Origin of the sequence: Streptomyces flavofungini, assembly GCF_030388665.1 — a bacterium.
GTDB classification, from domain to species: domain Bacteria; phylum Actinomycetota; class Actinomycetes; order Streptomycetales; family Streptomycetaceae; genus Streptomyces; species Streptomyces flavofungini_A.
In genome coordinates, this window is record NZ_CP128846.1 from 8282526 (window position 1) to 8307130 (window position 24605).

22 protein-coding genes and 6 pseudogenes are annotated in these 24605 nt (G+C 73.4%); 10 read left to right on the forward strand and 18 right to left on the reverse strand.

All coding sequences use genetic code 11. The features are described 5' to 3' along the window. Positions 1 to 77: 77 nt before the first annotated feature. Positions 78 to 761, reverse strand: a complete 684-nt coding sequence (locus tag QUY26_RS35755; protein WP_289956325.1) for a MarR family winged helix-turn-helix transcriptional regulator — start codon at positions 759 to 761, stop codon at positions 78 to 80. A 69-nt stretch (positions 762 to 830) separates the two neighbouring features. Here QUY26_RS35755 and QUY26_RS35760 point away from each other — a divergent pair, with 69 nt between their 5' ends. Next, positions 831 to 1550, forward strand: coding sequence for an SDR family NAD(P)-dependent oxidoreductase (locus tag QUY26_RS35760; protein WP_289954095.1), 720 nt, complete (start codon positions 831 to 833; stop codon positions 1548 to 1550). A 153-nt stretch (positions 1551 to 1703) separates the two neighbouring features. Here QUY26_RS35760 and QUY26_RS35765 read toward each other — a convergent pair. Both QUY26_RS35765 and QUY26_RS35770 read right to left on the reverse strand, forming a co-directional pair. Beyond that, positions 1704 to 2168 (reverse strand): annotated as a pseudogene (locus QUY26_RS35765) (alpha/beta fold hydrolase); the annotation flags it as partial. 61 nt (positions 2169 to 2229) lie between these two features. Beyond that, complete coding sequence (locus tag QUY26_RS35770; RefSeq protein ID WP_289954098.1) at positions 2230 to 2925, reverse strand: TetR/AcrR family transcriptional regulator; 696 nt, start codon at positions 2923 to 2925, stop codon at positions 2230 to 2232. Positions 2926 to 3264: 339 nt separating this feature from the next. Here QUY26_RS35770 and QUY26_RS35775 point away from each other — a divergent pair, with 339 nt between their 5' ends. From QUY26_RS35775 to QUY26_RS35785, 3 genes are all read left to right on the forward strand, one after another. Next, on the forward strand, positions 3265 to 4746 hold the full coding sequence (locus QUY26_RS35775) for an amidase (protein ID WP_289954100.1): 1482 nt from the start codon (positions 3265 to 3267) through the stop codon (positions 4744 to 4746). Positions 4747 to 4821: 75 nt separating this feature from the next. Then, a complete protein-coding gene (locus tag QUY26_RS35780) occupies positions 4822 to 5628 on the forward strand; it encodes a MerR family transcriptional regulator (RefSeq protein WP_289954103.1) in 807 nt (268 codons plus the stop codon). Further along, positions 5625 to 6614: a BtrH N-terminal domain-containing protein gene (locus QUY26_RS35785; protein ID WP_289954105.1), complete on the forward strand. Its 990-nt coding sequence runs from the start codon at positions 5625 to 5627 to the stop codon at positions 6612 to 6614. The genes QUY26_RS35780 and QUY26_RS35785 overlap by 4 nt, the downstream gene beginning before the upstream one ends. Positions 6615 to 6696: 82 nt before the next feature. Here QUY26_RS35785 and QUY26_RS35790 read toward each other — a convergent pair whose 3' ends face one another. From QUY26_RS35790 to QUY26_RS35815, 5 genes and pseudogenes are all read right to left on the reverse strand, one after another. Next, positions 6697 to 6855, reverse strand: a complete 159-nt coding sequence (locus QUY26_RS35790) for a hypothetical protein (RefSeq protein ID WP_289956436.1) — start codon at positions 6853 to 6855, stop codon at positions 6697 to 6699. Further along, positions 6833 to 7231 (reverse strand): annotated as a pseudogene (locus QUY26_RS35795) (DUF998 domain-containing protein); the annotation flags it as partial. The gene QUY26_RS35790 and the pseudogene QUY26_RS35795, both read right to left, overlap by 23 nt. Before the next feature lie 473 nt (positions 7232 to 7704). Next, positions 7705 to 8007, reverse strand: a pseudogene (locus QUY26_RS35805) (winged helix-turn-helix domain-containing protein); the annotation flags it as partial. 147 nt (positions 8008 to 8154) lie between these two features. Next, positions 8155 to 9207 (reverse strand): annotated as a pseudogene (locus QUY26_RS35810) (response regulator transcription factor); the annotation flags it as partial. Positions 9208 to 9369: 162 nt separating this feature from the next. Beyond that, positions 9370 to 9522 carry a hypothetical protein gene (locus tag QUY26_RS35815; protein ID WP_289954107.1) on the reverse strand — a complete coding sequence of 51 codons (153 nt, stop codon included), beginning with the start codon at positions 9520 to 9522 and terminating at the stop codon, positions 9370 to 9372. A gap of 481 nt (positions 9523 to 10003) precedes the next feature. Here QUY26_RS35815 and QUY26_RS35820 point away from each other — a divergent pair, with 481 nt between their 5' ends. Beyond that, positions 10004 to 11263, forward strand: coding sequence for an MFS transporter (locus QUY26_RS35820; protein ID WP_289954109.1), 1260 nt, complete (start codon positions 10004 to 10006; stop codon positions 11261 to 11263). 76 nt (positions 11264 to 11339) lie between these two features. On the opposite strand, the gene QUY26_RS35825 is transcribed toward QUY26_RS35820, so the two are convergent. From QUY26_RS35825 to QUY26_RS35840, 4 genes and pseudogenes are all read right to left on the reverse strand, one after another. Next, entirely contained in the window at positions 11340 to 12011 is a 672-nt protein-coding gene (locus QUY26_RS35825; RefSeq protein ID WP_289954111.1) for an AIM24 family protein, read from the reverse strand. 189 nt (positions 12012 to 12200) lie between these two features. Further along, on the reverse strand, positions 12201 to 13055 hold the full coding sequence (locus QUY26_RS35830) for a glycoside hydrolase family 16 protein (protein ID WP_289954114.1): 855 nt from the start codon (positions 13053 to 13055) through the stop codon (positions 12201 to 12203). Between the two features lie 311 nt (positions 13056 to 13366). After that, positions 13367 to 14863, reverse strand: a complete 1497-nt coding sequence (locus QUY26_RS35835) for an FG-GAP-like repeat-containing protein (protein ID WP_289954117.1) — start codon at positions 14861 to 14863, stop codon at positions 13367 to 13369. 446 nt (positions 14864 to 15309) lie between these two features. Beyond that, positions 15310 to 15674, reverse strand: a pseudogene (locus tag QUY26_RS35840) (MerR family DNA-binding transcriptional regulator); the annotation flags it as partial. Here QUY26_RS35840 and QUY26_RS35845 point away from each other — a divergent pair. Further along, positions 15646 to 15837, forward strand: coding sequence for a hypothetical protein (locus QUY26_RS35845; protein ID WP_436840458.1), 192 nt, complete (start codon positions 15646 to 15648; stop codon positions 15835 to 15837). The pseudogene QUY26_RS35840 and the gene QUY26_RS35845 overlap by 29 nt on opposite strands. 30 nt (positions 15838 to 15867) lie before the next feature. Here the strand turns inward: QUY26_RS35845 and QUY26_RS35850 are convergent, their stop codons facing one another. Together QUY26_RS35850 and QUY26_RS35855 are read right to left on the reverse strand one after the other, a co-directional pair. Beyond that, positions 15868 to 17142: a CynX/NimT family MFS transporter gene (locus QUY26_RS35850; protein WP_289954119.1), complete on the reverse strand. Its 1275-nt coding sequence runs from the start codon at positions 17140 to 17142 to the stop codon at positions 15868 to 15870. Between the two features lie 135 nt (positions 17143 to 17277). Then, positions 17278 to 17979 (reverse strand): FadR/GntR family transcriptional regulator, encoded by a 702-nt coding sequence (locus QUY26_RS35855; RefSeq protein ID WP_289956328.1) that lies wholly within the window; start codon positions 17977 to 17979, stop codon positions 17278 to 17280. 263 nt (positions 17980 to 18242) lie between these two features. On the opposite strand from QUY26_RS35855, the gene QUY26_RS41030 reads away from it, so the two are divergent. Next, positions 18243 to 18905, forward strand: coding sequence for a hypothetical protein (locus tag QUY26_RS41030; RefSeq protein WP_354670734.1), 663 nt, complete (start codon positions 18243 to 18245; stop codon positions 18903 to 18905). Between the two features lie 191 nt (positions 18906 to 19096). Here QUY26_RS41030 and QUY26_RS35865 read toward each other — a convergent pair whose 3' ends face one another. Then, positions 19097 to 19633, reverse strand: a complete 537-nt coding sequence (locus tag QUY26_RS35865) for a hypothetical protein (protein WP_289954121.1) — start codon at positions 19631 to 19633, stop codon at positions 19097 to 19099. Between the two features lie 631 nt (positions 19634 to 20264). On the opposite strand from QUY26_RS35865, the gene QUY26_RS35870 reads away from it, so the two are divergent. Next, positions 20265 to 20996, forward strand: coding sequence for a helix-turn-helix transcriptional regulator (locus tag QUY26_RS35870; RefSeq protein ID WP_289954123.1), 732 nt, complete (start codon positions 20265 to 20267; stop codon positions 20994 to 20996). Positions 20997 to 21015: 19 nt separating this feature from the next. Continuing rightward, positions 21016 to 21984, forward strand: a complete 969-nt coding sequence (locus QUY26_RS35875) for a threo-3-hydroxy-L-aspartate ammonia-lyase (RefSeq protein ID WP_289954126.1) — start codon at positions 21016 to 21018, stop codon at positions 21982 to 21984. Between the two features lie 93 nt (positions 21985 to 22077). Here QUY26_RS35875 and QUY26_RS35880 read toward each other — a convergent pair whose 3' ends face one another. Together QUY26_RS35880 and QUY26_RS35885 are read right to left on the reverse strand one after the other, a co-directional pair. Beyond that, positions 22078 to 22695, reverse strand: a complete 618-nt coding sequence (locus QUY26_RS35880; protein WP_289956331.1) for a histone deacetylase — start codon at positions 22693 to 22695, stop codon at positions 22078 to 22080. Positions 22696 to 22760: 65 nt separating this feature from the next. After that, entirely contained in the window at positions 22761 to 23384 is a 624-nt protein-coding gene (locus QUY26_RS35885) for a TetR/AcrR family transcriptional regulator (protein WP_289954128.1), read from the reverse strand. A gap of 221 nt (positions 23385 to 23605) precedes the next feature. On the opposite strand from QUY26_RS35885, the gene QUY26_RS35890 reads away from it, so the two are divergent. Beyond that, entirely contained in the window at positions 23606 to 23851 is a 246-nt protein-coding gene (locus QUY26_RS35890; RefSeq protein ID WP_289954130.1) for a DUF2630 family protein, read from the forward strand. Between the two features lie 26 nt (positions 23852 to 23877). On the opposite strand, the pseudogene QUY26_RS35895 reads toward QUY26_RS35890, so the two are convergent. Further along, positions 23878 to 24589 (reverse strand): annotated as a pseudogene (locus QUY26_RS35895) (HAD family hydrolase). Positions 24590 to 24605: the final 16 nt, after the last annotated feature.

The window sequence follows — 24605 nt, forward strand, 5'->3', positions numbered from 1 at the left end:
GGATGAGGGGAACTGAGGGGGCTGAGAGGGGCTGAGGCCGACGTTCACGGCTGTCCGACGTTCACGGCTTCCGACCTTCACGGCTGTCCGACGTGGCCGATCCAGTCCTCGCCGAGCCGTCGCTGCACGTCGCTGAGCAGGCCCTCCAGGAGGTCCGTGAGCTGGGCCTGTTGATCGGGCGTGAGGCCCGCGATCAACTCGGCGTCGCGGTGTAGGACCTGGTCGACGGTCGCCTCGACCAGGTCGTGTCCGGCCCGGGTCAGGGCGACGAGGACCGTGCGGGAGCGGCCGCGGGCGGGGCTCCGGGTCACCAGGCCCTCCTGCTCCGCGCGGGCCACCCGCTGCGACACGGCCCCCGCGGTGACCAGCGAACGCTGCCCCAGCTCACGGGTGCTGAGCGTGTACGGGGGCCCGCTGCGCCGCAGCACGCTGAGCAGGTCCAGGGTCGCGGCGTCCACGCCCGCGCGGGCCAGGACCCGGCGCCGGTCGTCGCCGAACAGCTTCGCCAACTGCCAGATGGGCGTGAGGATCCGGATCGAGGAGACCGGCGTACCGGGCCGCTCGCGCTCCCAGGCCTCGGCGATGCCCTGGGCGGTGTGCGCCCTCGCGGTGTCGTCCGGCGCGCGAGCCCCGCCGTCCGCGCGAGCCCCGCCGTCCGCGCCACCTTTGCCGTCCGCGCGGGCAGCGTCGTCCGCGCCATCCCCGCCGTCCGCGTCGCCCGCGGTATCGGGGGCCCGTCCCGCCTGTTGATCCCTTGCCATCGTGTCACTCCCCGGTGCTATGTTGAGGCCTATATTTAGACCTATACGAGATCGATCGGAGCTCAGCATATGGCACGCACCATCCTGGTCACCGGAGGCGGCACGGGCATCGGCCGGGCGATCGCGCTGCACTTCGCGGCGGCGGGCGACGACGTCACCGTCACCGGGCGCCGCCCCGGCCCGCTCGCGGAGCTCGCGGCCGAGGCCGAAGTCCAGAGCGCGGTCTGCGACCACACCGATCCCGCCGCGCTCACCCGCCTCCTCGACGAGCTGCCCGAGCGGATCGACGTCCTGGTGAACAACGCGGGCGGCAACACCACGCTCGACGCCGACGGCAAGGAGGACCTCGCCTCGTACGCCCGTGACTTCCGCGCCAACCTCGACGCCAACCTGGTCGGCGCGGCCCTCACCACGAAGGCCCTGGAGGACCGGCTCGCGGACGGCGGAGCCGTCGTGCACATCGGCTCGATCGCCGCCGAGCAGGCGGCCGGTTCCTACGGCGCGGCCAAGGCGGGCCTGGCGAACTGGAACATCGACCTGGCGCAGCGGCTCGGCCGCCGCGGTGTCACGGCCAACGTCGTCTCGCCCGGCTACATCGCCGACACCGAGTTCTTCCGCGACAAGCTCTCGGACGAGCGGCGCGAGCAACTGGTGGCGGCCACCGCGACCGGCCGCGCCGGGGTGCCCGCCGACATCGCGGGCACCGTCGCCTTCCTCGCGTCCCCCGCGGCCCGCCACATCACGGGCCAGGTGCTGCACGTCAACGGCGGTGCGCGCGCCACGCGTTGAGGCACGGGTCCGCCCGCCCTCCGACGGCGGCCGTAGGGGCGCGACACCACACCGAACCCGCGCCACGGCGTCGCGGGGGTCCGTGCCCAACCCCGGGCGGGGGCCAGGGCCGTCCGGCGATTCGGCCGGTGTGGCCACGAGGGCGTCGATGAACACGGGCCGGGCCTCGGGGCTGGAGCGGCTGTATGCGCTCTCGCCGGTCGAGGACATCATCGACGTGAGGGTCTGTACCGGTTCCGGGCAGGAGGGGGCCATCGTCCGGGCGATCATCCCGCCCATCGAGGCGCCGGCCACGTGGGCGCGTTCGACGCCGAGCGCCGTGAGCAGGCCGAAGCCGTCGTCGGTCATGTCGGCAGGCCGGCAGGGGGCCATCGCGAGGGCGGCGGGACGGTCGCCCGAGCTGACCGCGGCGATGAACTTCCCCATGTCGACGGGGTGGTCGTCGCACTTCGTGGAGAGCCCGCAGTCGCGGTTGCCGTACCGGATCACGTACCGGCCGCGGTCCGCCGGCGCCCGGCAGAAGTCCTCGTACCAGGCGAGCAGCTGTGCGCCGAAGCCCGTCACGAGCAGGACGGCGGGGTCATCGGGGGAGCCGAAGCTCTCGTGGGCGAGAGGCACCTCAGGGGACCTGCGCTTGCCTCGGCCTTCGCGTGATCAGCCGGGCGGGACAAGGAGCCTCCTAGGCGGTCCCGCCCGGTGCCGGGTCCGGCAGCAGCTCCCGCAGCAGTTCCTCGAACGCGTCCGCCGTGGTCGGCTCGTCGTCGAGCAGGGCCTGGAGGAGCAGCCCGTCGTAGGCGTGCGTGAACAACTTGACGCGCAGCGGATCGTCCGTGCACGCGCGGGCGAAGGCGGCCAGGGCCTCCTTCCAGCGGCGGGTCGCGGCACGCTGCTCCGGGCGGCGCACCGCGAGCAGGCACAGCTCGAACTCGGCGAGCAGATGCCCTGGCGGCTCCAGGGTCCGCGCCATCAGCAGCGCCAGGGACCGACGCTTGTCCACGCCGTCGTCCGGCGCCCCGACCAGCGCCTCGATGCGCGCGGAGTCCTCCTCCATGCACTGGGTCAGCGCGGCGGTGAGGAGCGCGTCGATGCTGCTGAAGTAGTACGTCGTCGCGGTCGTCGGCAGCCCCGCCTCACGGGCCACCGTGCGATGCGTGACCCCGGCGGCTCCGTCGCGCGCGATGACGCGCACGGTCGCCTCGATCAGCGCCCGCCGACGGCGCTCGCCCTTGGCGCGGCGGCCGTCCGTGACGACCGCCCCTTGCGCCCGCTTGAGGTCCGGCGCGGCCGTCGTTCCTGTACCGGTGTCGGTGCCCGTCTTGTTCAGGGTGTCTCTCCACTGCTCACAGATGCCGCTGCGCGGATGTCGCTCGCGCACGAGTCGTTCCCGTCGACGTTACCCGTAGCTCACCGGGCCGCGCCCGTCCGGGCCGCGCCCGGCCTGCGGGCGTCGTCGCGCACGGCGCGGGTGAGGTCCGCCGTGTCCGGGAGCGGCGTCGGATCCGGGGCAAGCAGGCCGACGATGGTCCAGGCTCGTCGTGTCGTGGCCGGCCCAGGCACAGCACGTCAGCTGGAAGAAGGCCCGGCCGGCCGCCCTGCGGCCCGTCCTCTTCTTCTCCTTCGTCCCCTTCGTCTGCGCACCGGGCCCCGTTGCCGCTCGCCGCACCGACGATCTACGCTCCGGTGCATTCTTGACGCCGAGTCAGTGGGGTGCGCGGTGGATTACCGGGACTACGCGACGTACGACGCAGTGGGGCTCGCCGAGTTGGTGGCGCGGGGCGACGTGTCACCTGCCGAACTCCTCGAAACGGCTCTCGCGCGGGCCGAGGCCGTGAACGGGAAGATCAACGCGATCGTGCGCCCGATGCAGGTCGTCGCGCGCGAGCGCGCCGCGGGTCCGCTGTCCGGGCCCTTCGCCGGAGTGCCTTTCCTGATCAAGGACTTGATGCAGGACTACGCGGGCCGCCCGACGGGCCGCGGCTCGCGTGCCGCGCAAGGGCTCGTCGCGGCGCGGCACAGTGAGCCCGTCAAGCGGTGGCTGGACGCCGGGCTCGTCGTCTTCGGGCAGACGAACACGCCCGAGTTCGGCATCAAGAGCATCACCGAGCCCGAGGCCGGCGGCGCGACCCGCAACCCGTGGAACCTCGGCCACACGCCCGGCGGTTCGTCCGGCGGCTCCGCGGCCGCCGTCGCCGCGGGCATCGTCCCGGCCGCGGGCGCCAACGACGGCGGCGGCTCGATCCGCATACCCGCGGCCTGCTGCGGCCTCTTCGGCCTCAAGCCTGGCCGGGGCCTGGTGCCCGCGGGCCCCGCGTACGGGGAACTCCTCGCGGGCGCCGCCACCGACGGCGTCGTCTCCCGCACCGTACGCGACAGCGCGGCCCTGCTCGACGTCCTCACCGCGCGCCCCGACCCCGGCGCCCCGTTCCTCGCGGCACGCCCCGACGAGCCGTACGCCGAACTCGCCCGCCGCACCCCGCCGAAGCTGCGCGTCGGCGTCAGCACCCGCTCGCCGATCGGCACCCCGGTGTCCCGCGAGGCCGTCGAAGCCGTCGACACGGCCGTGAAGCTCCTCGTCGGCCTCGGCCACGAGGTGGAGGAGGCCGAACCCCACATCGACGGGCTGCGCATGGCCGACGACTTCATGGCCATGTACGCCGCCGAGAACGCCGCGACCCTCGCGGAGCTGAAGCACAGGACCGGCGCCGACGACGAGCAGTTCGAGCTCGACACCCGCCTCCTCGCCGCCGCGGGCCGCGCCATCGGCGCGGTCGAGCACACCGTCCGGCACACGCGCTGGAACACCTACACCCGGCAGCTGGCCGCGTTCCACGAAACGTACGACATCCTGCTCACGCCGACCCTCGCCCGGCCGCCCGTGCGGATCGGCGAGCTCGCCACGCCCTGGCCGACCCGGCAGGTCGGCAAGGCGCTGCTCAAGGCGGGCCTGGCGGGCCGCTTCAGCCGGACCAAGCTGTGGCAGCGGTCCGTGGTCCAGAACCTCGCCCCCAACCCGTTCACGCAGCTCGCCAACATCACCGGCCGCCCCGCCATGTCCGTCCCGCTGTACCGCACCCCCGAAGGCCTGCCCCTGGGCGTGCAGTTCGGCGGCCCGCTCGGTGGCGAGGGCATGCTGCTCGCCCTCGCCACGCAGCTGGAGTCGGCCGCGCCCTGGGGCCGGGAGCGGCCGGACCTGTAGCGTCCGGCACCGGTCCGAAGGGGGCCCGTCGGCGAGGCTGGACTCTCCCACGAGGGGAGAGTCCACCATGAAGGCGTGCGAGACGAACTCCTCACCATCGGGCGCTTCGCCCGCCTGTGCCGCCTCAGCGTCAAGCAGCTGCGGCACTACGACGAGACGGGCCTCCTGACCCCGGTCCGCGTGGACGTCGGCTCCGGATACCGCTACTACGCACCTGAACAGGCGCGCGCGGCCCTGACCATCGCGCTCCTGCGCGACATGGACGTGCCGCTCGCCGTGATCGCCGAGGCGCTGGCCGCCGGGCCCGAGTCCCGGGCCCGGATCCTGCACGCCGAACGGGCCCGGCTCGCCGAGCGGATCAGCAGGGACCAGGCACGCCTGAAGGTGCTCGAACGCCTCGCGGAGGGCGGGCCGCCCGGCCAGGACGTGACGACGGGCCGCGAGCCGGAGCGCGTCCTCGCCGTGGTGCGAGCGCACTGCGCCCCCGCGGAGATCGGGGCGAAGGTCGAGGAGTGCGTGGGCCGACTGCTGCCCGCGCTCGGCGGAGCGGGGATCGCCTGGAAGCCGCCGCTGTGGGGCCTGTACCCGCTGGACCTGGAGGCACGGATGGAGATCGCCGTCGGCGTCCCGGTCGGGCGGGGCGCGGCGACACCGGGCCTGGAGGTCGAGGTGCTGCCCGGCGGGCCCGTCGTCGAGACCGTGCACATCGGGCCCTACGTCCAGTTGCCGCTGGCCTACAACGCCCTCTTCGCGGCCGTCCACGAGCGCGGCCTTCGCCCGCGGGCGCCCGCGCGCGAGGTGTACCTGGCCGGTCCGGCCGACGTTCCCCAGGACGAGCTGAGAACCAGGCTGATCATCGAGGTCGAGGAGACCACGGCATGACCACAGTGACAGGCATCGACGCCCGCGGCATGCGGCACTGCGAGACGACGGCCCTCGGGGTGCTGCTGCGGCACCAGGGGCTCGACCTGTCCGAGCCCATGCTCTTCGGCCTCGGCTCCGGTCTGTCCTTCGTCTACTGGGACAGCAAGAACCTGGGGTTCCCCTTCCTCGGGGGCCGGGTCAAACCCTTCGAGCTCACGAGGAACCTGGCCGCCGGACTCGGCCTGGAGCTGGTGGTCCAGGAGACCACCTCGCCCCGCAAGGCCTGGGAGAACGTGACGGCCCCCCTCCGGGCGGGCCGGCCCGTGGGACTGCAGCTCGACAGCTACCACTTGGAGTACTTCGGCGCGAGGGTGCACTTCGGCGGTCATGTCGTCGCCCTGTACGGCCACGACGACCGCGTCGCGTACCTGGTGGACACCGACCAGCAGGGCGGCGCGGTGACCACGAGCCTGACCAGCCTCGCCGAGGCCAGGGCCGCGCGCGGCCCGATGACCGCCAGACACCGCTCCTTCACCCTCACCGTCCCGGCGAACCCGCCCGCCCCGCGGGACCGGATCATCCCGGCGATCACCGCCTGCGCGGCCGCCTTCCTCGACCCGCCCATCGCCAACCTCGGCCACCGCGGCATCGAGAAGGCGAGCAAGCTGGTCCGCACCTGGCTGGAGCGCTCCGACGCACCGGAGCGCGACCTGCCGCAGGCCGCCCGCCTAATGGAGCGGGCCGGAACCGGCGGCGCCCTGTTCCGCAACCTCTACCGCGACTTCCTGGCGGAATGCGCCCAACTGCTCGACAGCGGCCATCTGCGCACCGGCCTCGGCCTGTACGCGGAGGCAGCCGACCAGTGGACCGAGGTCGCGGAACTCATCAAGAAGGCCGGTGAGTCGGGCGCCGCGGAGCACCTCGCCCAGGCGGGCGACCTCCTGCGCGACCTCTCGCGAACCGAGCGCGAGGCCATGCGGGCGCTGAGCCGCCTGGGGGAGTGAGGAGCCGCGCGCACCGAGGCGCGGGGCGCCGCCCGGCGCCCCGCGCCTCGTCCGACGGCTCCGCATCCGTCGCCGCCCGGTGTCACAGGCCCCCGCGGTACCGGGCGGCGACCGAGGAGACGCAGGCCATCCCGACGCCGACGATCCGCACCAGGCGCGGCACCCAGGTGCCGTCGGCCGAGCCGTGCAGGGCGCGCCGCAGGCCCGGCCGCGGCGGCGACGAACAGGGCTCCGACGACAAGGAAGTTGGTGATCTGGATCCAGCCGACCGAGCCGTTGGCCAGCATGCTGATGGGGTGCCGGGTCAGGTCGAAGGCGTCCCGGGTGAGGGCCTGGGCCGCCGCGACCACGGTCCACAGCGGGGTGGCGACGGCGCCTGCGGTGAGCAGCGCGCGGGCGGGGCCCGAGGCGCGGGCGACGGTGCTCGTGGCGGTGTCGCGGGCGGTGAGCGGGGTGGCCAAGGACGCGCTGGTCGCCGCGCTCGAACAGTGGCCCACCGCGGGGGTCCCCGACAACCCCGGTGCCTGGCTCCTCGCCATCGCCAAGCGCCGGGCCGTCGACCACGTCCGGCGCTCCCAGCGGCAGGAGCGCAAACAGGAGCAGCTCGCCCACCCCATCGACCGGCGGCCCGGAGCCGACGGCGAACCCGAGCAGGACGACGTCCTGTTCTGCCGCACCGAACTGCCCCTGCGCGAGCGGACCTTGTGGTGGCTCCTGCACGAGTCGGGAGCCGGGGCGACGGCCGTCCTGTCCCTCGACGTCGAACACCTCGACGTGGACGACCGCCGCGCCCGTACGGGACGCACCTGGGTGTCCTGGCGCTCCGGCACCGCACGTCTGCTCCTCACTCTGCTGTCCGGCCGCACCCGCGGCCCCCTCTTCCTCTCCGACCGCCGCCCCGCCCCCGCCCGGATGCCTGCGGCGGCCGACCTGCGCCTGGAAACCGGCCGCCGCGGGCTCTCCTACGAACGGGCGGAGCACCTCTTCAAACAGGCCACCAAGTCCCTGGACCCGTCCGCCGACGGCTGCACGCTCAGTCAGCTCAAGCCCTAGCCGCGCGGTGGTGGGGGCGACGGGCCCCGAGCCACGGCTACGCGGGCCGGGCGACCAGCCGGTAGCCGACGCCGCGTACGAGCTCGATCAGGCGGGGGTCGGGCAACTTGCTGCGCAGGGAAGCGACGTGCACCTCCAGGGTGCGTGCGGTCGCCTGCCGGTTGTCGGGCCAGAGTTGGCCGACGATCAGCTCACGGCGGACGACCACGCCGGGGCGCCGGGCGAGCAGGGCGAGCAGGTCGAACTCCTTGCGGGTCAGGTGGACGGCCGAACCGTCCACGCTCATCTGCCGGTCGGCCAGATCGATGTGCAGGGGGCCGAGGCGCAGGACCGTCTCGGCGGCGGAGCGGTTGCCGTCGGGGCCCTGCGCCCGCAGGATGCCGAGCACCTTGCCCGCGTGCCCGTATCCCGAGGGGGGCGGGGGAGTGTCGGGCACCGGGGGGCTGTTCGGTGTTGTCGGGCCCGGGGCCTGGTAGAAGTAGCCGACGCCTCGGGCCGACACGATCGACGCGCTGCCGACGGCGGTCGTGTCGAGTTTTCCGCGCAGACGGGAGATGGCGAACTTGACCTTCTCGGTGTCCCGCCCGGTGGGGTCGTCCCACGCCCTCGCGAGCAGTTTGCGGAAGGGCTGGACGACTCCCGCGTTGCGCACCAGGAGGTCGAGTACGCGGAACTCCGTGCGCGTCAGCCGCAGCGGCGCGTCGGCCACGGCGGCCTCGAAGGCCTGGGAGTCGAGCCGCAGCAGGCCGTCGTCGTAGACGTCCTGGGGCCGCTGCTCCCGTGACGTGCGGTGCAGCACGCGCTCCATGCGGGCGAGGAGTTCCGCGGAGGCGTACGGCTTCACGACGTAGTCGTCCGCGCCCAGGTTGAGTCCGTGCAGCCGGGACCGGTCGTCGCCGCGCGCCGTGACGACGATGACGGGTACGTCGCTGACGGTCCGCAGCTTGGCCAGGGCCTCGTAGCCGTCGATGTCGGGGAGCCCGAGGTCCAGGAGCACCAGGTCGGGCCGTCCGGCGTACGCCGCGCGGAGGCCCCCGGATCCGGACAGCTCGTGGACGACCGAGTAGCGGTGCTGGGCCAGCATCGCGGACAGCGCCGCGGCGACGTGCGGATCGTCCTCGATGAGGAGCACGCGTGCCCGGCGGGCAGGGGTGGGCGGTGGCGGAGGGGGCGTCGGTGCCCGCTCGTCCCGGCCCTGTTTCTCCGCCTCTCTTGGGAGCAGGCGTGACTCGACCTCGGACTGGGGCACGCCGTTCTTGATGAGGAACGACAGTGCCATGTCGTAGCAGTCGGCGCAGACCTGGCTCTCGGCGCCCTTCACGATCAAGGTGTGCCGTGCGTCCCGGTCGCAGCGGCGGCCGGCGATGTCCGTCGAGCACTGGCGGAAAGCGGTGGAGTCCTCGTGCTTCCGTCGTCGGTCACGGGACCGCCGGGCCGCCGATCGGCAGGCGTCCGAGCAGTAGCGGCGCGGCCGGCCCGTGCCGGAGGCGGGTGGCAACGACCCACCGCACTCCTGGCACTCGCCGTCTGCCGTCCCCATGTCGCGGCCCTTTCTCCCCACGGATCGCGAGCATGACACGAAACCCGTTTTTGTGACGGGCCATCGGGTGCAAGAGGGAGAGCGCCCTTGGCCGGGACCGACGGTCCATGTTCTCCTGGATGCAGAGGGCCTGACCGCCTCTCGACGATCAGGCCCCCGGTTTCATGACCGCTCGTGCTTGCCGGCGTCGACGATCATGTCACCGACCGCGATGAGGACCCTTGCCCCTTGGGCAAGGGCCTCGTGCTGTTTCAGGGCCGCCACCGTGTCCACGACGAGCAGCACGGCCCGCAGCCCCGTCCAGCACGAGTTCACTCGCTGCGGCTGCCACCTCCTGGGCGTTCCGGGGCCCGTCGCGAGGGGCTCGTCGCCCTCCGTCTGCGGACCCGGTTCGTCCGGTGTCGAGGTTCGGCACATCCGTCACCTTCCTCTCGACAGCGACCGCGGCCATCGCGGGCTGTCGCGACACGCACGCGGTGGATCCACGAGTCGCCGGTGCGTCGTGCGAGAGGGAGTGGAGAGATGCCTGAGTCCCCGTCACCTGAAGTGGTCGGCCCACCGTCCCCCGGAACGCGCCCACCCGGCAAGCAAGCGCAATCAACGTAGCGCCGCGGCCAGTTGGTGAAGGACTGCCCCGCGTCCGTGGGCTCGCGGCCGAGAGTGCCGGTGGGCGGGGAGTGCCGCGCGTGATAGAAAGTGGAACGATAGTCCCGGAAGTTGCCCGAGCGGGCACGCGCACCGGTCGACCGCGCGTGCCCGCACGGGCCGAGGGCCGATTCCACCGACAGGACACCCGATGGCAAACGCGTACCGCGAGATCTTCACCGCCCCCGGCGCGAAGGCGTTCAGCTCCGCCGGTCTGCTGGCCCGCCTTCCGCTGCCCCTGACCCACATGGGCATCCTGACGATGCTGTCCGAGACGACCGGCGAGTACGCCCTGGCCGGTCTGGTCGCGGGCACCTTCACCTTCTCCATGGCCTTCCTCGGCCCGCAGGTGTCCAAGGCCGTCGACCGGCGCGGGCAGAGCCGCGTCCTGCCGCTCGCCACCGGCGTCAGCGTGCTCGGCCTCGCGGCGCTCCTCCTCTGCGCCACCGCCGGCGCGCCGAGTTGGACCCTGTTCCTCTTCGCCCTGCTGTCCGGGCTGATGCCGAGCATGAGCGCGATGGTCCGCGCCCGCTGGACGGAGATCTACCGTGGCACCCCGCGGCTCACCACCGCGTACTCCATGGAGTCCGTGGTCGACGAGCTGACCTACGTCATCAGCCCGGCGCTCGCCGTGGTCCTGTCCACGGCGCTGTTCCCGCAGGCCGCGCCCCTGTTCGCGGGCGTTCTCCTGGTCGTGGGCGTCGCCCTGTTCGTACCGCAGAAGCGCACCGAACCGCCCGTCAGGGCGCGCGTCACGAGCGGTGGCGACCGGTCCGTGATCCGCTCGGCGCCGGTGCTGCTGCTCGCGCTCGTGCTGCTCTGCGGCGGGGCGATCCCCGGCATGGTCGACACGATGGGTCTGGCGTTCGCCGAGGAGCAGGGCAACAAGTCGCTCGGCGGCCTCGTCTTCACCGTGTACGCGATCGGCTCGGGCCTCGCGGGACTGCTCTTCGGAGCCCGTGAGTGGAGCGTGCCGCTGCCCCGGCTGCTGCTCCTCGGCGTCGCGGGAACGGCCCTGACCACACTGCCGTTCCTGCTCGTCGACGGGGTGGCGGGGATGTGCGCGGCGGTGTTCCTTGCCGGGGTGTTCTTCGCGCCGACCATGGTGGTGATCATGGGCATCGTGGAGCGCGTCACCCCGGAGCACCAGCTCACCGAGGCGATGACCTGGATGATCGCGGGCCTGCAGAGCGGAGTGGCGATCGGCGCGGCCGTCACCGGTGTCGTCTACGACCGCTTCGGCGCCACCGCCGGAGTGTCGGTGGCGCTCGTCGCGGGCGCCGCCGCGCTCGTCCTGGCGCTGTGCGCCCTGCCGTTGCTGCGGACGCGACTCACGCGCACGGAGACCGGGGCGGCGGTGCCGGAGGTGTCGGCGCGGACGTCGAGGGCGGTGTGCTGCCCGAACGGCTGAGGCCGCGCGGGGCCATCGCGAGGCGGCGGCCCCGCGCGGCCGACCGCCTTCCTCCCCCTGATCACCGCGCGACGGGCTACTGCGGCTTGTGCGGCGTGGCCTCGCTCGGCCGTACGACGACCATGCCCTCGCCCTCCAGCTTCAGCTGCACCGCCTCACCGGAGCCGCCGCGGATCATCGAGCCGATCGACTGCGAGCGGTGCAGCGACGTGTGCAGGCTCGTGGTCCAGCCCACGACGGCGTCGGTGTCCACGAACACCGGCGCCTGCGGCGACACGGGAATCACCAGCGGCTCGCCCTCGCACATCAGGCCCAGCTGCCCGTGCCCCGTGAACACGCTGTTGAAGAGCCCGCCGCCGGAGATCCCCGAGCCCTTCACGGTCTTGATCTCGTACGAGAGGGACGCGTCGAAGCAGAGGATGTTGCGGCCGTTGACGGTGAGCGAGTCGCCCTGCTCGATGTCGACGACGAAGCAGCTCTGCGCCTCGTGCGCGAACCACGCCTCGCCCTGGCCCTTCACGGCCATGAGCGGCAGTCCCTCGCCGGTGACCGCGCGCTTCAGCATGCCGCCGACGCCCTGGCCCTTCCGCTCGAACTGCAGGTTGCCGCGGTAGGCGACCATCGCGCCCTGGCGCGCCATCATCTCGCCGTTCACGGCGTACCGGATGGACTTCGAGTTGTGCAGGCTCATGCCGGGTGCCGTCGCGGGCTGCGCCACGTGGTCCTTGGAGAAAAGGTCGCTCTTCATGCGGGCATCGTGCCCCGCTCGGGGGCGCCGCGCCAAGCCTCCGGGGGCGCATGTCCAGCAGACCGTGGGCGCGCTCGCGCGCCCCCGGCCGCGACTTTCGGCCAGGGGCGCTTCGACTTGGGGCGATGCCCCGCCGCCGGGCCGGGGCGGGGCGCTCGTCGCGGGTCGGCCGGTCGGCCGGTCTGTCGGTCAGCCGGTCGTGACGCGGACGTAGTCGACGGTCAGCGTCTGCGGGAAGGTCGTGCTGCCGTCCGGGTCGCCGGGCCAGTAGCCGCCGACGGCCAGGTTGAGGATGAGGAAGAAGGGCTTGTTGAACACCCACTGCTTGCCGCCGAGATCGGCCGGGGTGCGGGTCTGGTAGACGTGACCGTCGACCGACCAGGTCACCTTGTTCGGGGACCAGTCCACGGCGAAGGTGTGGAACTTGTCCGCGAAGGCCTCGCCGTTCGGCAGGGAGTACGCGGCGCCGATGCCGCCCGAACCGGAGTAGCCGGGGCCGTGCAGCGTGCCGTGGACGGTGTTCGGCTCCTTGCCGATGTTCTCCATCACGTCGATCTCGCCGCAGTTCGGCCAGCCCACGCTGCCGATGTCGGCGCCGAGCATCCAGAACGCGGGCCACATGCCCTGGCCGCGCGGCACCTTCAGGCGCGACTCGACCCGGCCGTACGTCGAGGTGAACTTGCCCGCGGTGTTGAGCCGGGACGAGGTGTACTCACAACGGCCGTACCAGCACTGGTAGTTCTCGGGGTTCTCCTTGCGGGCCGTGATGACCAGGTTGCCCTGGCCGTCGAGCTTCGCGTTCTTGTTGCCCGACGTGTAGTACTGGCGCTCGTGGTTGTTGACGTTGTCGCCGGTCTCGACCTGCCACTTGGCGCCGTCCACGGCGGATCCGGCGGGGCCGTTGAAGTCGTCGGAGAAGGCGAGGGCCTTCTCGCGCTCGGGCGCGGCGGCGGCGCTGGGAGCGGCGGTCGCGGCGGTGGCGCAGCAGACCAGGGAGAGTGCGCAGAGCGCCGCGCGGCGGCGCCAGGAGAGGGACACAGTCATCACATCGCTTCGAGTGGGGGGCGGGCACGCATGCCGTGGGGGCATGAAGGTGGTGCGCAATTCAGTCGCGTGCATGACAAGGTCACGTCGAGAGTTGAACGCGGTACGCGATCCTCCGCGACGGTTTCTTCACTGCTTGATTTAAGGCAGGTGCGCAGGGGGCGTCAAGGCATGGGTGCGGACCAACTGCGAAGGGGCCGACGGCACTCGATGCCGCCGACCCCTTCGCCGCGTCCGGCACGACCGCTGCCCCGGCCGTGCCGCCCGCGCTCCGCGCGCACCCCCGCTCTCCCCGCGAGGGCGCGCGGTCGTCACTCGTCGACGGCCGCCCCGAACGCCGCGTCCCGCGCGGGCGCGCCGAGCGATCCGGCGCCGTACGTCCACGAACCGGCGGCCGTGACCCCGCCCGCGCCCGCCGAAAGGACCCACACCACGCCGTCGCCGGTGTTCTCGCCCGGCGCCGACGCGAGCAGCCCGAAGCGGCCGTCGCGGTTGGGGTCGGTCAGGCGCACCTGGGCGCCCCACTTGTCGCCCTTCTCGGCGGTGCCCGGGATGTCGTCCGAGTTCTGGTCCCACGACTTGGCGCCGGTCCCGGTGAGCCCGGCGGCCGTGCCGCGGAGCACCCACACGGCGCCCGCGTCCGCGACCGTGCCGATGTCCTCGCCGGGCGCGCCGATCGCCACGTCCGCGTAGCCGTCCTTGTCCGTGTCGGCGACGGACAGGTCGGCGCCCCAGCCGTCCCCGCGCTCGGCGGTGCCGGGCACGCCCGCGGTGTCCTGGGTCCACCACTTCACGTCGTCGGAGATCCCCTCGGCGGAGCCGTAGCGCACGCCGACCAGGCCGCCGGTCGTCGTCTCGCCGCCGTCGTCGGGGGAGTGGGGCTCGCCCGTGACCAGGTCGTCGTAGCCGTCGCCGTCGATGTCGCCGGACGCGGCGGCCGGGCCCCCGCGCAGGTCGCCCTGGTGGGTGAGGGCGTCGGCGCCGCCCTTGAAGTAGGCGGACCAGCCGTGTCCCGGCTCCTCGTCGCCGACGGTCACGCCGGACACCACGAGGTCGGCGTAGCCGTCGTCGTCGTAGTCGCCGGTGGTCAGGGACTTGGGCAGGATGTGGCGCTCCTCGGCGCGCGCCGACGCGCGTCCCGAAGCCAGGTGCTCGGTCGCGAGGCGCTTCAGGGGCGCCGCGGCGCGGGCCTGCGGCACGGCGTCGTACACGAAGAGTTCGAGGTCGTCGCGGTCGAGCACGGCGAGGACGTCGCCGGGGGTGTCGCCGGTGAGCCGCGCGGCGGTCACCGCGGACCCGAACTTCTCGCCCTTGGTGGGCTCCTGGGTCTGCAGCCAGTCGCTCGCCGCCCCCTTCAGGCCCTCCTTGGAGCCCCAGAGGATCGCGACACCACCGGCGTCGGCGACCGTGCCGATGTCCTCGCCGGGGATGCCGATGACCGCGTCGTCGTAGCCGTCGGCGTCGAGGTCTCCGGTGGCGACGGCCGAGCCGAAGCCGTCGGCGGCCTCGGCAGCACCCGCGACACCGGCCGTGGACTGGCTGAACCGCGCCACGTCGCTGGTGCCGATGCCTCTGGACGAGCCGTACTGCACGGTGACGAGGCCGGCGCCCTTCTTGCCGCTGACCGTCGCTCCGGGCGCGCCGACCAGGACGTCCTCGTATCCGTCGCCGTCGAAGTCGCTGTTGCGGTCGTTCGCGTGCGTCCCTCCGGGGGTGCCCGCCACGGCGGCGGGGGCGGCGGCGACGGCCGCGCCCGACAGGAGAAGGAATGAGGCCGCGGCGACGGCGGCCGAACGGTTCTTGCGCATGAGCGACTCCAGTGCGGGAAGGCGGCCGGGCGGGCGCGGGGGTGTCCGGAAAGGGCCCGTTCCTCGTCCGGCGCCCTGTTCGACCCCGGTCGGTGCGGAAGGGTTGTACGGGACGTCGCCGCGGGTTCACCGGGCCGCCGCCGCCCGCAAGTCCGGCCGGGGGTTCGGGACTTGAGGGCCGGGGGGGCAGGGTCCGCCTCAGGGCGCGTCGGGCCGCTCGGGAGGGGCAGCACGAACACGGAACCACCGGGGTCGGGGGCCTCCCGGCCGCCTTCATGGCCGCCGGGACCTCGTCCTTCCTCGACTTCCTCGCCGAGCGGGCGCCGGACGGGCCGCGGGCCGCGGTGCTCCAGGGGGCATGCGGGCGGGCGGGGGCTCTCCACCGTGCCTGCCGGGCCAGGGGGCGCGCACGCCGGTCCACGCGTTGCCTGCGCGGCGCCCGCGGACGCCGCTTCGATGACCTCGTCGAGTACCTCGCGCGAGCGCAGCAGATCGTTGATCATGCGGTCGATGCGGTCGATGCGGTCCCGCTCCACGCCGAGTTCGGCGACCAGGTGCGGGGTCGCGATGTCGCGATCGCGGAAGGGTCGCCGTCCGTGTCCCGCATGCGCGGAAGGAGCCGGACGATCTTCGAGCCGCACAGTCCGGCCGCGAACAGCTCCTGGGCGCGGACGACCCGGTCGACCGCGCCTTCGGCGTAGTCGCGATGGCCGCCCGGGGTGCGCTCGGCGGTCAGGAGTCCCTGCTTCTCGTAGCAGCGCAAGGAGCGTTCGCTCACTCCGGTGCGCCGGGCCAGTTCGCCGATCCGCATGGTCTGTCTCGTCGAGCGGCTGCGCACGGGCGCCCCCGTCAACCCGGTGCGGGACCACGGACTCATGTACGTGGGCGGGGAGAAGGGGCACACGGACTGCCCGGCCCTGGAGGACCCCGCCGATGACCTGGCCGGCCCCGCTGTTCCCTCCGTGACGCGTTGACTCCCCCCCCGCGCCCCGAAGTCCCGCGCGCTACCGCCCCGTCACGTGCTGGTTGCGGGCGGCCCCCAGGCCGACCGCGACCTGCGGCAGGAGCAGGACCAGCAGGAGGACGACCGGCAGCGTCCAGTCGTGGGAGGCGTCGTGGACGGCGCCGAGGACGGCCGGTCCCGTGGCGGCGAGGATGTAGCCGAAGCACTGGGCCATGCTGGAGAGCGGCGCGACGTGCCGGGCGTCCGGCGCGCGCTGCACGATGAAGAGGAGCGCGAGGCTGATGGCCGCGCCCTGGCCGAGCCCGAGCAGGCTCATCCAGAGGTACACGGCGCCGACGGGGGCGGTGAGTAGCCCGGCGTAGGCGATCGCGCACAGCGCCGCGCCGAGGACGGCGAGCGTGCCGGAGCGCACCCGCCTGCCGACGATCACGGGGGCCACGAACGAGCCCGCGATCCCGAGCAGCGACGAGTACGACAGCATCCAGCCCGCGTCGCCCGCGCTCATCCCGGCGTCCTTGAGGAGCGTCGGCAGCCAGGCCGCCGCGGCGTAGTAGTTGAGGGACTGCAGGCCCATGTACCCGGTGACCTGCCAGGCCAGCGGCGAGCGCCACAGGCCGCGCACCGGACGCGCCGCCCACCGCGCGGCAGCCGCGCCGTCCCGTGCCCGCGTGCGCAGCTGCGGCAGCCACACCACGAGCGCCACCACCGCGAGGGCACCCCAACAGGCCAGCGTCGTCCGCCAGTTCATGCCGGACGCCTCCTGTACCGGCAGCGTGACGCCTGCCGCGAGAGCGGCGCCGCCGAACAGCGACATCGAGTAGAGGCCCGTCATCAGACCGGCCCGCCCGGGGAAGTCCCGCTTGATCAGGCCCGGGAGCAGCACGTTGGCGACGGCGATGCCCGCGCCGATGACGACGGTGCCCGCGAACAGCGCGACCACCGCGTCCAGCATGCGCAGTGCCGTGCCCGCGCAGATCAGCGCCATCGTGGCGAGCAGCGTCCGCTCGGTGCCGAAGCGGCGGCCGAGGCGCGGGGCGACGGGTGCGAGCAGCCCGAAGCACAGCAGCGGAAGCGCGGTGAGCAGGCTGGTGGCCGCCGCCGACATGCCGCTGTCGTCGCGGATGGTGTCGGCGAGCGGGGAGACCGCGACCAGGGCGGGGCGCAGGTTGAGGGCGAGCAGGACGACACCCAGGCCGAGCCAGAGGGCGTGCCGTCCGGTGCCGCCGGGTGGCGCGGCCGGGGGCAGGTCGGCCACCGCGGGACCGGTGTCCGTCCGCGCCACGGTGTCCGTGGTGGCGGGCCCTTGGCTGTGCATGAGGTCTCTCCCGGGGGTCGTGCTTCGGTGGTACGGGTTCGGGGCCGAGCCCGGTGGGGCGGGGCAGGCCCGCAGGGCGGACCGGTCGGTCGGGGCCGGTCGGTCGGGCGGGGCCTGGCGCGTGCCGCCGCGGTCTCAGTCGGCCGCGGGCTGCTCGCGCAACGCCGCCATGCCCTCGGCGAGATGGGCGAGCACCACGGCCTCGGCGGCCGCCGGGTCCCGCGCCTCGATGGCGTCGACGATCGCGCTGTGGGCGTCGATCTGGTGCCGCACGGAGTCGGGGACGGCCGCGCCGATCACGGCCTTGACCGTGGTGCGCATGGCGTCGCTGAGGTGTCCGTACAGCTCGGCGAGCACGGCGTTGTGGGCCGCGGCGGCGACGGTGCGGTGGAAGTCCATGTCCGCGTCGACGAACGCCTCGGTGTCGCCGCTCTCCCAGGCCCTGCCGCGCTCGTCGAGCGCGGCGCGCAGCGCGGCCAGGTCCTCCGGCGTGCGGCGCTCGGCCGCGTAGCGGGCCGCGTCGCGCTCCAGCGAGGCGCGCACCTCGTACGCCTCCAGGAGGCCCGCCTTGCGCACCCGCCGCTGGACGGCAGCCCCGAAGTCGCTGCTGGCCCGCACGTACGTGCCGTCGCCCTGGCGCGGCTCCAGCATGCCGGTGTGCACCAGGGCGCGAACCGCCTCCCGCACGGTGTTGCGGCCGACGGCGAGCTGCTCCACGAGCAGCGGCTCGGCCGGGATCTTGGTGCCGACGGGCCACTCGCCGTCCGAGATCAGGCTCTCCATCTGGGCGATGACGAGGTCGACGAGGTTGGTCCGTGCGGTGCTGCGCAGCGGCATCGGTGAGGTGCCCTCTCTGCCTGGGCGGACGGGATCGTGGACAGACATGGGAACATCCCATGTTTGAAGGTGTCAATCGGCCGGGTCGATCGACGCCCCCTGGGGGGGGCGGAGTGCCGAGTCGGGCCCGTGAAGTGATCTATGGGGCGCCGTTACGTGATCTCGGGAAATCCGTAATGACGGGCGAATAGGTTGATTCAGCACTCGCCGGAAGGCCGAGGGCATATCGACTCATCCGTACCGTGAAGGGGAACATCGCCACCATGCGTCACACCACCCACCGCCGCAGCGCCCTTCGTACCGCCACCGTTTCCGTCGCCGTCGGTGCGGCGCTCCTGGCCCCGGCTGCGGCCGCCCTCGCGAGCACCCCGGCCCCGCAGCACGCCGCCGCGCGGACCGTCGCCGCCCCCAAGCCGGTGAAGATCGACATCGGCGCCGGTGTCACCCTCCAGGTCAAGGGCGGCAAGCCGTACTACAACGGCAAGGCCCTGAAGCCCGGTCAGACCGTCCAGGACGGCATCTACCTGCACCTCAGCGCCGACGGCAAGAAGCTCTACAGCAAGACGCAGGGCGGCGGCACGCCGTACGCGATCTGGGACGTCAAGACCGGCAAGAGCCTCGGCACCCAGAAGAACAGCCCGACCGCCAAGGCGAAGGCCGCGCTCACCGCGAAGCCGTCCGCGACCTCCGTGAAGGCCTGGCAGGAGCTGCGCGTCAGCGGCAAGGCGACCGGCATCAAGGCCGGCGCCAAGGTGGGCCTCCAGCAGAAGCAGCGCGGCACGTGGAAGACGCTCCCCGCGTCCACCACCGTCAACAAGTCCGGCGCCTACACGCTGCGCGTCAAGCTCGGCCTGAAGGGCAAGAACGAGCTGCGCATGAAGAGCGGCGCCACGCTGTCCCCGGTGTTCACGGTCACCGTGCGCTGACGCCGTCACCTCCCCCCCACGGATTCGGGCCTCCGGTCCTTCCATGCGCGGATCGTCCCCGCGCACGGAGGGTCGGGGGCCCTTGGCGTGTACGGGAGGGCCGGGGACCCTTGGCCTGTGCGGACAGGGGATGCCCCTGGCGTGCGCGGAGGGCCGGGGCATGGCCGGTGGAGGGGCGTGAGCCCCTGGCGTCACGGCACGCCCGGCCAGTCGGTCGCGGCGGCCACCGCGACCGCGACGTCCGCGACCTCCACGACCTCCACGACCTCCGCGACCTCCGCGACCTCCGCGACCCTCGCGCCGTCCGTGCCGACGTGCGGCCCGCCGATCCGGGCTCGCTCCGACTCCCCTGCGGCCACCGCCGCTTGCCCGGCGACCCGCAGTGGCTCCGCGGTCGGCCGCCCCCGCAGCGGATCACCCGGCTGCGCCCAGCCGAGCCCCTGCCCGCACCGCAGGATCCGGCGCGTCAACTCCTCGCGCCCGGCGTGCAGTCGGCAGACCGTGACGGGTGTTCCGGCGATGGCCTCCGTGTACGTCCGCACGGTGGCCTCGTCCGCCGCGGGGCCCACGATCGTGAGGCGCCGCGCCCCGCCCGCACGGTGGTTGCGCCACAGGTCAGCCAGGACGCGCGCCTTGGTCCGGTGGTGGCCGGGGTCGGAGGCCGGGTCGGGGTGGCAGATCCCCAGCTGGTCGACGTCGACGTACCCGACGGGGACACCTTCGGCCACGAGCCGGGAGCGGACCTCCCGGCCGACGGTCGTCTACGGCGGACTCGTGGAGCATCTTCCAGCACGTCTTTTCCCGTAGGGATACGTCCATCTCGTCCGCCCGCGCCGCCGTCAGCTCGGCCAGAACCTCCGGCAGCGGCGGATCGTCGATCGCGGCGACGGGGAAGACGGGCGGCATAGCGCCCCGGCGGGCGGGGTCGGTAGGAGCCGATTCGTCCGCGAGTGCCCATCCTCACGTCGTGAGCGGGATCCGGTGGATCCGTGCGGAGGACTTCGCGATGCCTGCGCCGGTGAGGTACCGCTCAGTCGTCGCGGTGTACGACGAGGGCCGCGCGGACGGGGATACGGCCCGCGCGCGGCGGGCCTTGCGATCGATCGTCTTCGCGGAGCCTCACGTCGCGCAAAGGTACGACCTCGGACTTTCCCGTACGGGTGACACCCCCGCAAGATCACCACCGTCCGCGGGTCATGACGGCGTTCTTACCGGCCCCCGAATCCCCGGCGGGTGATCCCGGCCCGCCGACGAGGCCTGGAATTTTAGTCCAACGCGTGTACATTGTGTCCAGGTGGTCGTGGCGCAGTGCCGGGCCCACGGTCACGACCGGTCGAGACGGGGAGCGCGAGGACCTGCATGAGCGCCGTGAACAGCCCGACAGGGGCCGAATCCTCACGGGAGCAGGAGCGGAACGCGATCCTCGCGGCGCTCGTCCCCGTCGCCGACGGCATCGCCGCCACCTTCGGCTCGCTGTGCGAAGTGGTCGTCCACGACTACCGGCGGCCGGAGGAGTCCGTCGTGTCGATCGCCGGGGCCGTGACCGGGCGCAGCGTCGGCGGCGCGATGAGCGCGATCGGGATGGGCATGCTCGCCCGCGGCGACGAGGCGGGCGACGAGCTGAACTACCTGACCCGCACGCAGGACGGCAAGCTGGTCAAGTCGTCCACGATGCTGCTGCGCGACAGCGACGGCGCGGTGTTCGGCGCGCTGTGCGTCAACCTCGACATCACGGCCGTCCAGCAGGTGGGTTCGCTCATCGGCGAACTCGCCGGGGTGGTGGCCCCGACGGAGGTCCCGACGACCACTTTCGGGGACTCCGCCGAAGTCGTCGACGCCGTGGTGGGCTCCTTCGTCGACGCCTATCAGCTCAAGCGCAGCCGCCCGTGGGACGAGCTCGACCGCGCCGAACGCGTCGAGCTGTTCCGGGGGCTCGACGAGCGCGGTGTCTTCGCGGTCCGGCGCGCGGTGCCGCAGGTGGCGGAGCGCCTCGGGATCTCCCGCGCCTCCGCGTACAGCTACCTCGCCAAGGCCCGGGCCCAGGAGCCCCCGAAGGGCGGGCCCGACACCGCAGCGGGGGCATCCGCATGACGAGACAGGGAGCAACCGCATGACCAGCACATCCCCGGTCACCCTTGACGACGTCCGCGACGCGGCGGCCCGGCTCAAGGGCGTCGCGCACCGCACGCCCGTGCTGCGCTCGCGCACTCTCGACGCCCGCGTCGGCGCCGAGGTGTTCCTCAAGTGCGAGAACCAACAGCGCGTCGGCGCCTTCAAGTTCCGCGGCGCCTACAACGCCGTGTCCCGCCTTGCTCCGGAGCAACTGGCCAAGGGCATCGCGTCGTTCTCCTCCGGCAACCACGCCCAGGCCGTCGCCCTCGCCGCCCGTGAGCTCGGCAGCAGCGCCGTCATTGTCATGCCCGAGGACACCCCGGCCTCCAAGCGCGCGGCGGCCGAGGGGTACGGCGCGGAGATCGTCACGTACGACCGCTACACCGGCGACCGGGAGGCCATCGGCGCCGCCCTGGCCGCCGAGCGCGGCCTCGCCCTGATCCCGCCGTACGAGCATCCGCACATCATCGCGGGACAGGGCACGGCCGCCCTGGAACTCATGGAGCAGGTCGGCGAGTTGGACCTGCTCCTCGTGCCGGTCGGCGGCGGTGGGCTCATCGCGGGCAGCGCCACCGCCGTGAAGGGCCTCAGCCGCGACGTCCGCGTCGTCGGCGTCGAGCCGGAGGCGGGCGACGACACCAGGCGTTCGCTCGCGGCCGGGCACCGGGTGAGGATCCCCGTGCCGCGCACCATCGCCGACGGCCAGGCCATCGAGATCCCCGGCGAGTTGACGTTCTCCGTCAACCGGCGGCTCGTCGACGACATCGCGCTCGTCTCCGACGACGACATCCGCGACGCCATGCGGTTCGCCTTCGAACGCCTGAAGACCGTCGTCGAGCCGAGCGGTGCCACGGCCCTCGCCGCCGCCCTCAGCGGCCGCGTCGACCGCGTACCGCCCCGCGTCGGCGTCATCCTCTCCGGCGGCAACGTCGACGCCCGCCGCTTCGCGGAGATCTGCGGCACCTGACCCCGACCTGACCGGGCCGGGCGCGGTGACCGGACCCGGTCCCGGGCGCGGCGACCGGACCCGGTACAGGAGCCCCGCGCCCCGGCCGGGCGCTCACGAGCGCAGCAGCTCCGCGACCCGCTCGGCCGTCCACCGCCCCGCCGCCCCGGGGCACGCCGCGAGATACCCGGCCACGGCGGCCTCGTCCCACGCGTCCGCCTCCAGGAGCCCGGCGGCCAGCTGCCGCAGATAGCCCTCGGAGGGGGCGTTGAGGGGCACGTCCCCCAGCGCCCACGGCGCCGTGAACGTGAGCACCGGAAGGCCGTCGAGCGTCCCCGGGCACACCAGCGTCTCGTAGCGCCCCTCACCGAGCCGGGCCCGGCCGTGCCGCAGCGTCGGCGCCAGGTCGGGGCCCGTCCCCGGCGCGCGGTACATCTCCTGTGCCGCGATGTCGCGGAACTGCGCCGCGGTCACCAGATGGGCGCGTGCGTACACCCGCCCCCGGGCGTCGGGGTCGTAGAAGGCCCGGCCGCCCGACCACAGCGCGGACTCGGTCGCGAAGTACACGACGCCCCGCAGCTCCACCGGCACCGACGCCCGCGGCGGTCGCGGGTCCCGGCAGCCGGGCGAGGCCAGGGCGGCGCCGGGAGGCCGACCGCCCTCGATGTAGTGCAGCAGGCGGGCCCGCCGCGTGTTGGAGCCGTAGGCCGCGTACCAGACCAGCTCCGGCACGACCGCCGCCGACGGCTCCCCGCCGTCCCGCCCCCTCGCACCTGCCCGGATCGTCCGTACGCGGCTCACGTCCCAAACGACCCCTCGGGCGGCTCGGCGCCCGGCGGGACGCCGCACGTCCAGTCCAGGTCGTACCGCTGGAAGAGCTCGGCCCGCAGCACGTCGAAGGGCATCGGTGCCCCTGGGATGAGCAGCGCGAACACCGCGCCCATCAGCAGGGCGCGCAGCATCCGGTAGTCCGTCTCGGCCTCCGGCGACCCGTGCCGGGAGACCGCCTCACGCAGCAGGGAGGCGAGGCGCTGCTGCTCGGGGCACTGCACGAAACCCTCGGCCTGGAGGATGCCCGCCATGTGCGTGCGCATCAGCATCGGCTGGTCGCGGGCGAGGCCGAGGATCGCGTCGATGGCGCGGGCGAGCAGCTCGTCGCCGTCCTCCGTGCGCGGCTCCCGCTCCAGCGCGGCCTGCAGCGTCAGGTGCATCAGGCGGTGCACGGCCGACTGCAGGAGCTGCCGCTTGCCCGGGAAGTAGTAGGACACCAGGCCGCGTGCGGAACCGGCCCGGTCGGCTATGTCGCCGAGGGTCGTGGCCTCGTACCCCCGCTCGCTGACCAGCTCCACCGTCGCCTGCAGAAGCCGCTCGCGGGAACGTCGCCGCAACTCTTCATTGACCGATGGGCTACGCGGGGACATCCTGTAACTCCTGCGTTGACTGGCTCAGAGCCAATATACTCAGGACGACCCGGCCCTGGCCGTCATGGGCCGGTGCGGCCTGGGGCAGGCAACACCGCGGGGGAGTGTTGCCTGCCCTTGGGCAGCCGGGACCCGGTCCTTCGCGCGTCCGTCCGCGCTCTTCTCGCGGATCCGGCTCCGCCTCCTTACAGTGGGCGCGGGGGCTGAGGAGGCGCTTGGACATGGACCAACAGCAGATTCTGGCGCGCATCAGCGAGATGGTCGACGCCGAGAAGACCCTGCGGGAATCGCTCGCTTCCGGAGCGATCGACGAGACGACGGAGCGGGCCCGCCTCGGCGTCCTGGAACGCGAACTCGACCAGTGCTGGGACCTGCTGCGCAGGCGGCGGGCCAAGGAGGAGTTCGGCGGCGATCCCGACACGGTGCGGGCGCGGCCGGTGGCGCAGGTGGAGAACTACCAGTCCTGACGGCGGGGGCGGGCTCAGGCCCGGCCTCAGCGCGCGCCCGCGTTCTCGACGAGCCCGAGGACGGGCCGCAGCCCGTCGGGCCGCCGAGCCACCGGCAGATGCTCCACGAAGTGCACCGCGCAGCCCAGCGCGGCCGCGCCCCCCGTCCGCGTGCCGGTCGTCGCCCACCATCAGCGTGTCCTCCGGCGCCACCCCGAGCCCGGCGCAGGCCTGCGCGAAGAGCCGCGCGTCCGGCTTCTGCACGGAGTGCTCGTACGACAGGACGTACACGTCGACGTACGGGTCGAGGCCGTGCGCCCGGAAGACGGGCCGCAGGTCCCACCCGATGTTGCTGACGACACCCACGCGCACGCCCAGCGCCCGCAGCCCCCGCAGGACCTCCAGCGAGTCGTCGTAGGGCCGCCACGCCACCGGCGTCCGGTGCCGCTCGTACAGCGCGTCGTACAGCGCGGGATCGGGCAGCTCCACGGTGCGGGCGATGCCCGTGTACGCCGCCCGGTGCAGCTCCGCGCTCTGGTCGCGCCGGAGCCACAGGTCCGCGAGGTGCTCCGGTACGTCGACTGTCGGTGAGCCGCCCGGAAGGGCGCCCGCGCGGTCGAGCGCCGCCGCGAGCCGCGTCACCTCGTCCTCCGGCAGCGTCAGCCGGCTCGCGGCCAGGGCGCCGCGCAGCCAGGAAGCCGTGGACTCGATGCGGAACAGCGTCCCGGAGAAGTCGAAGAGCACGCCCTTGATCGCCATGGGAGCGATCCTCCGG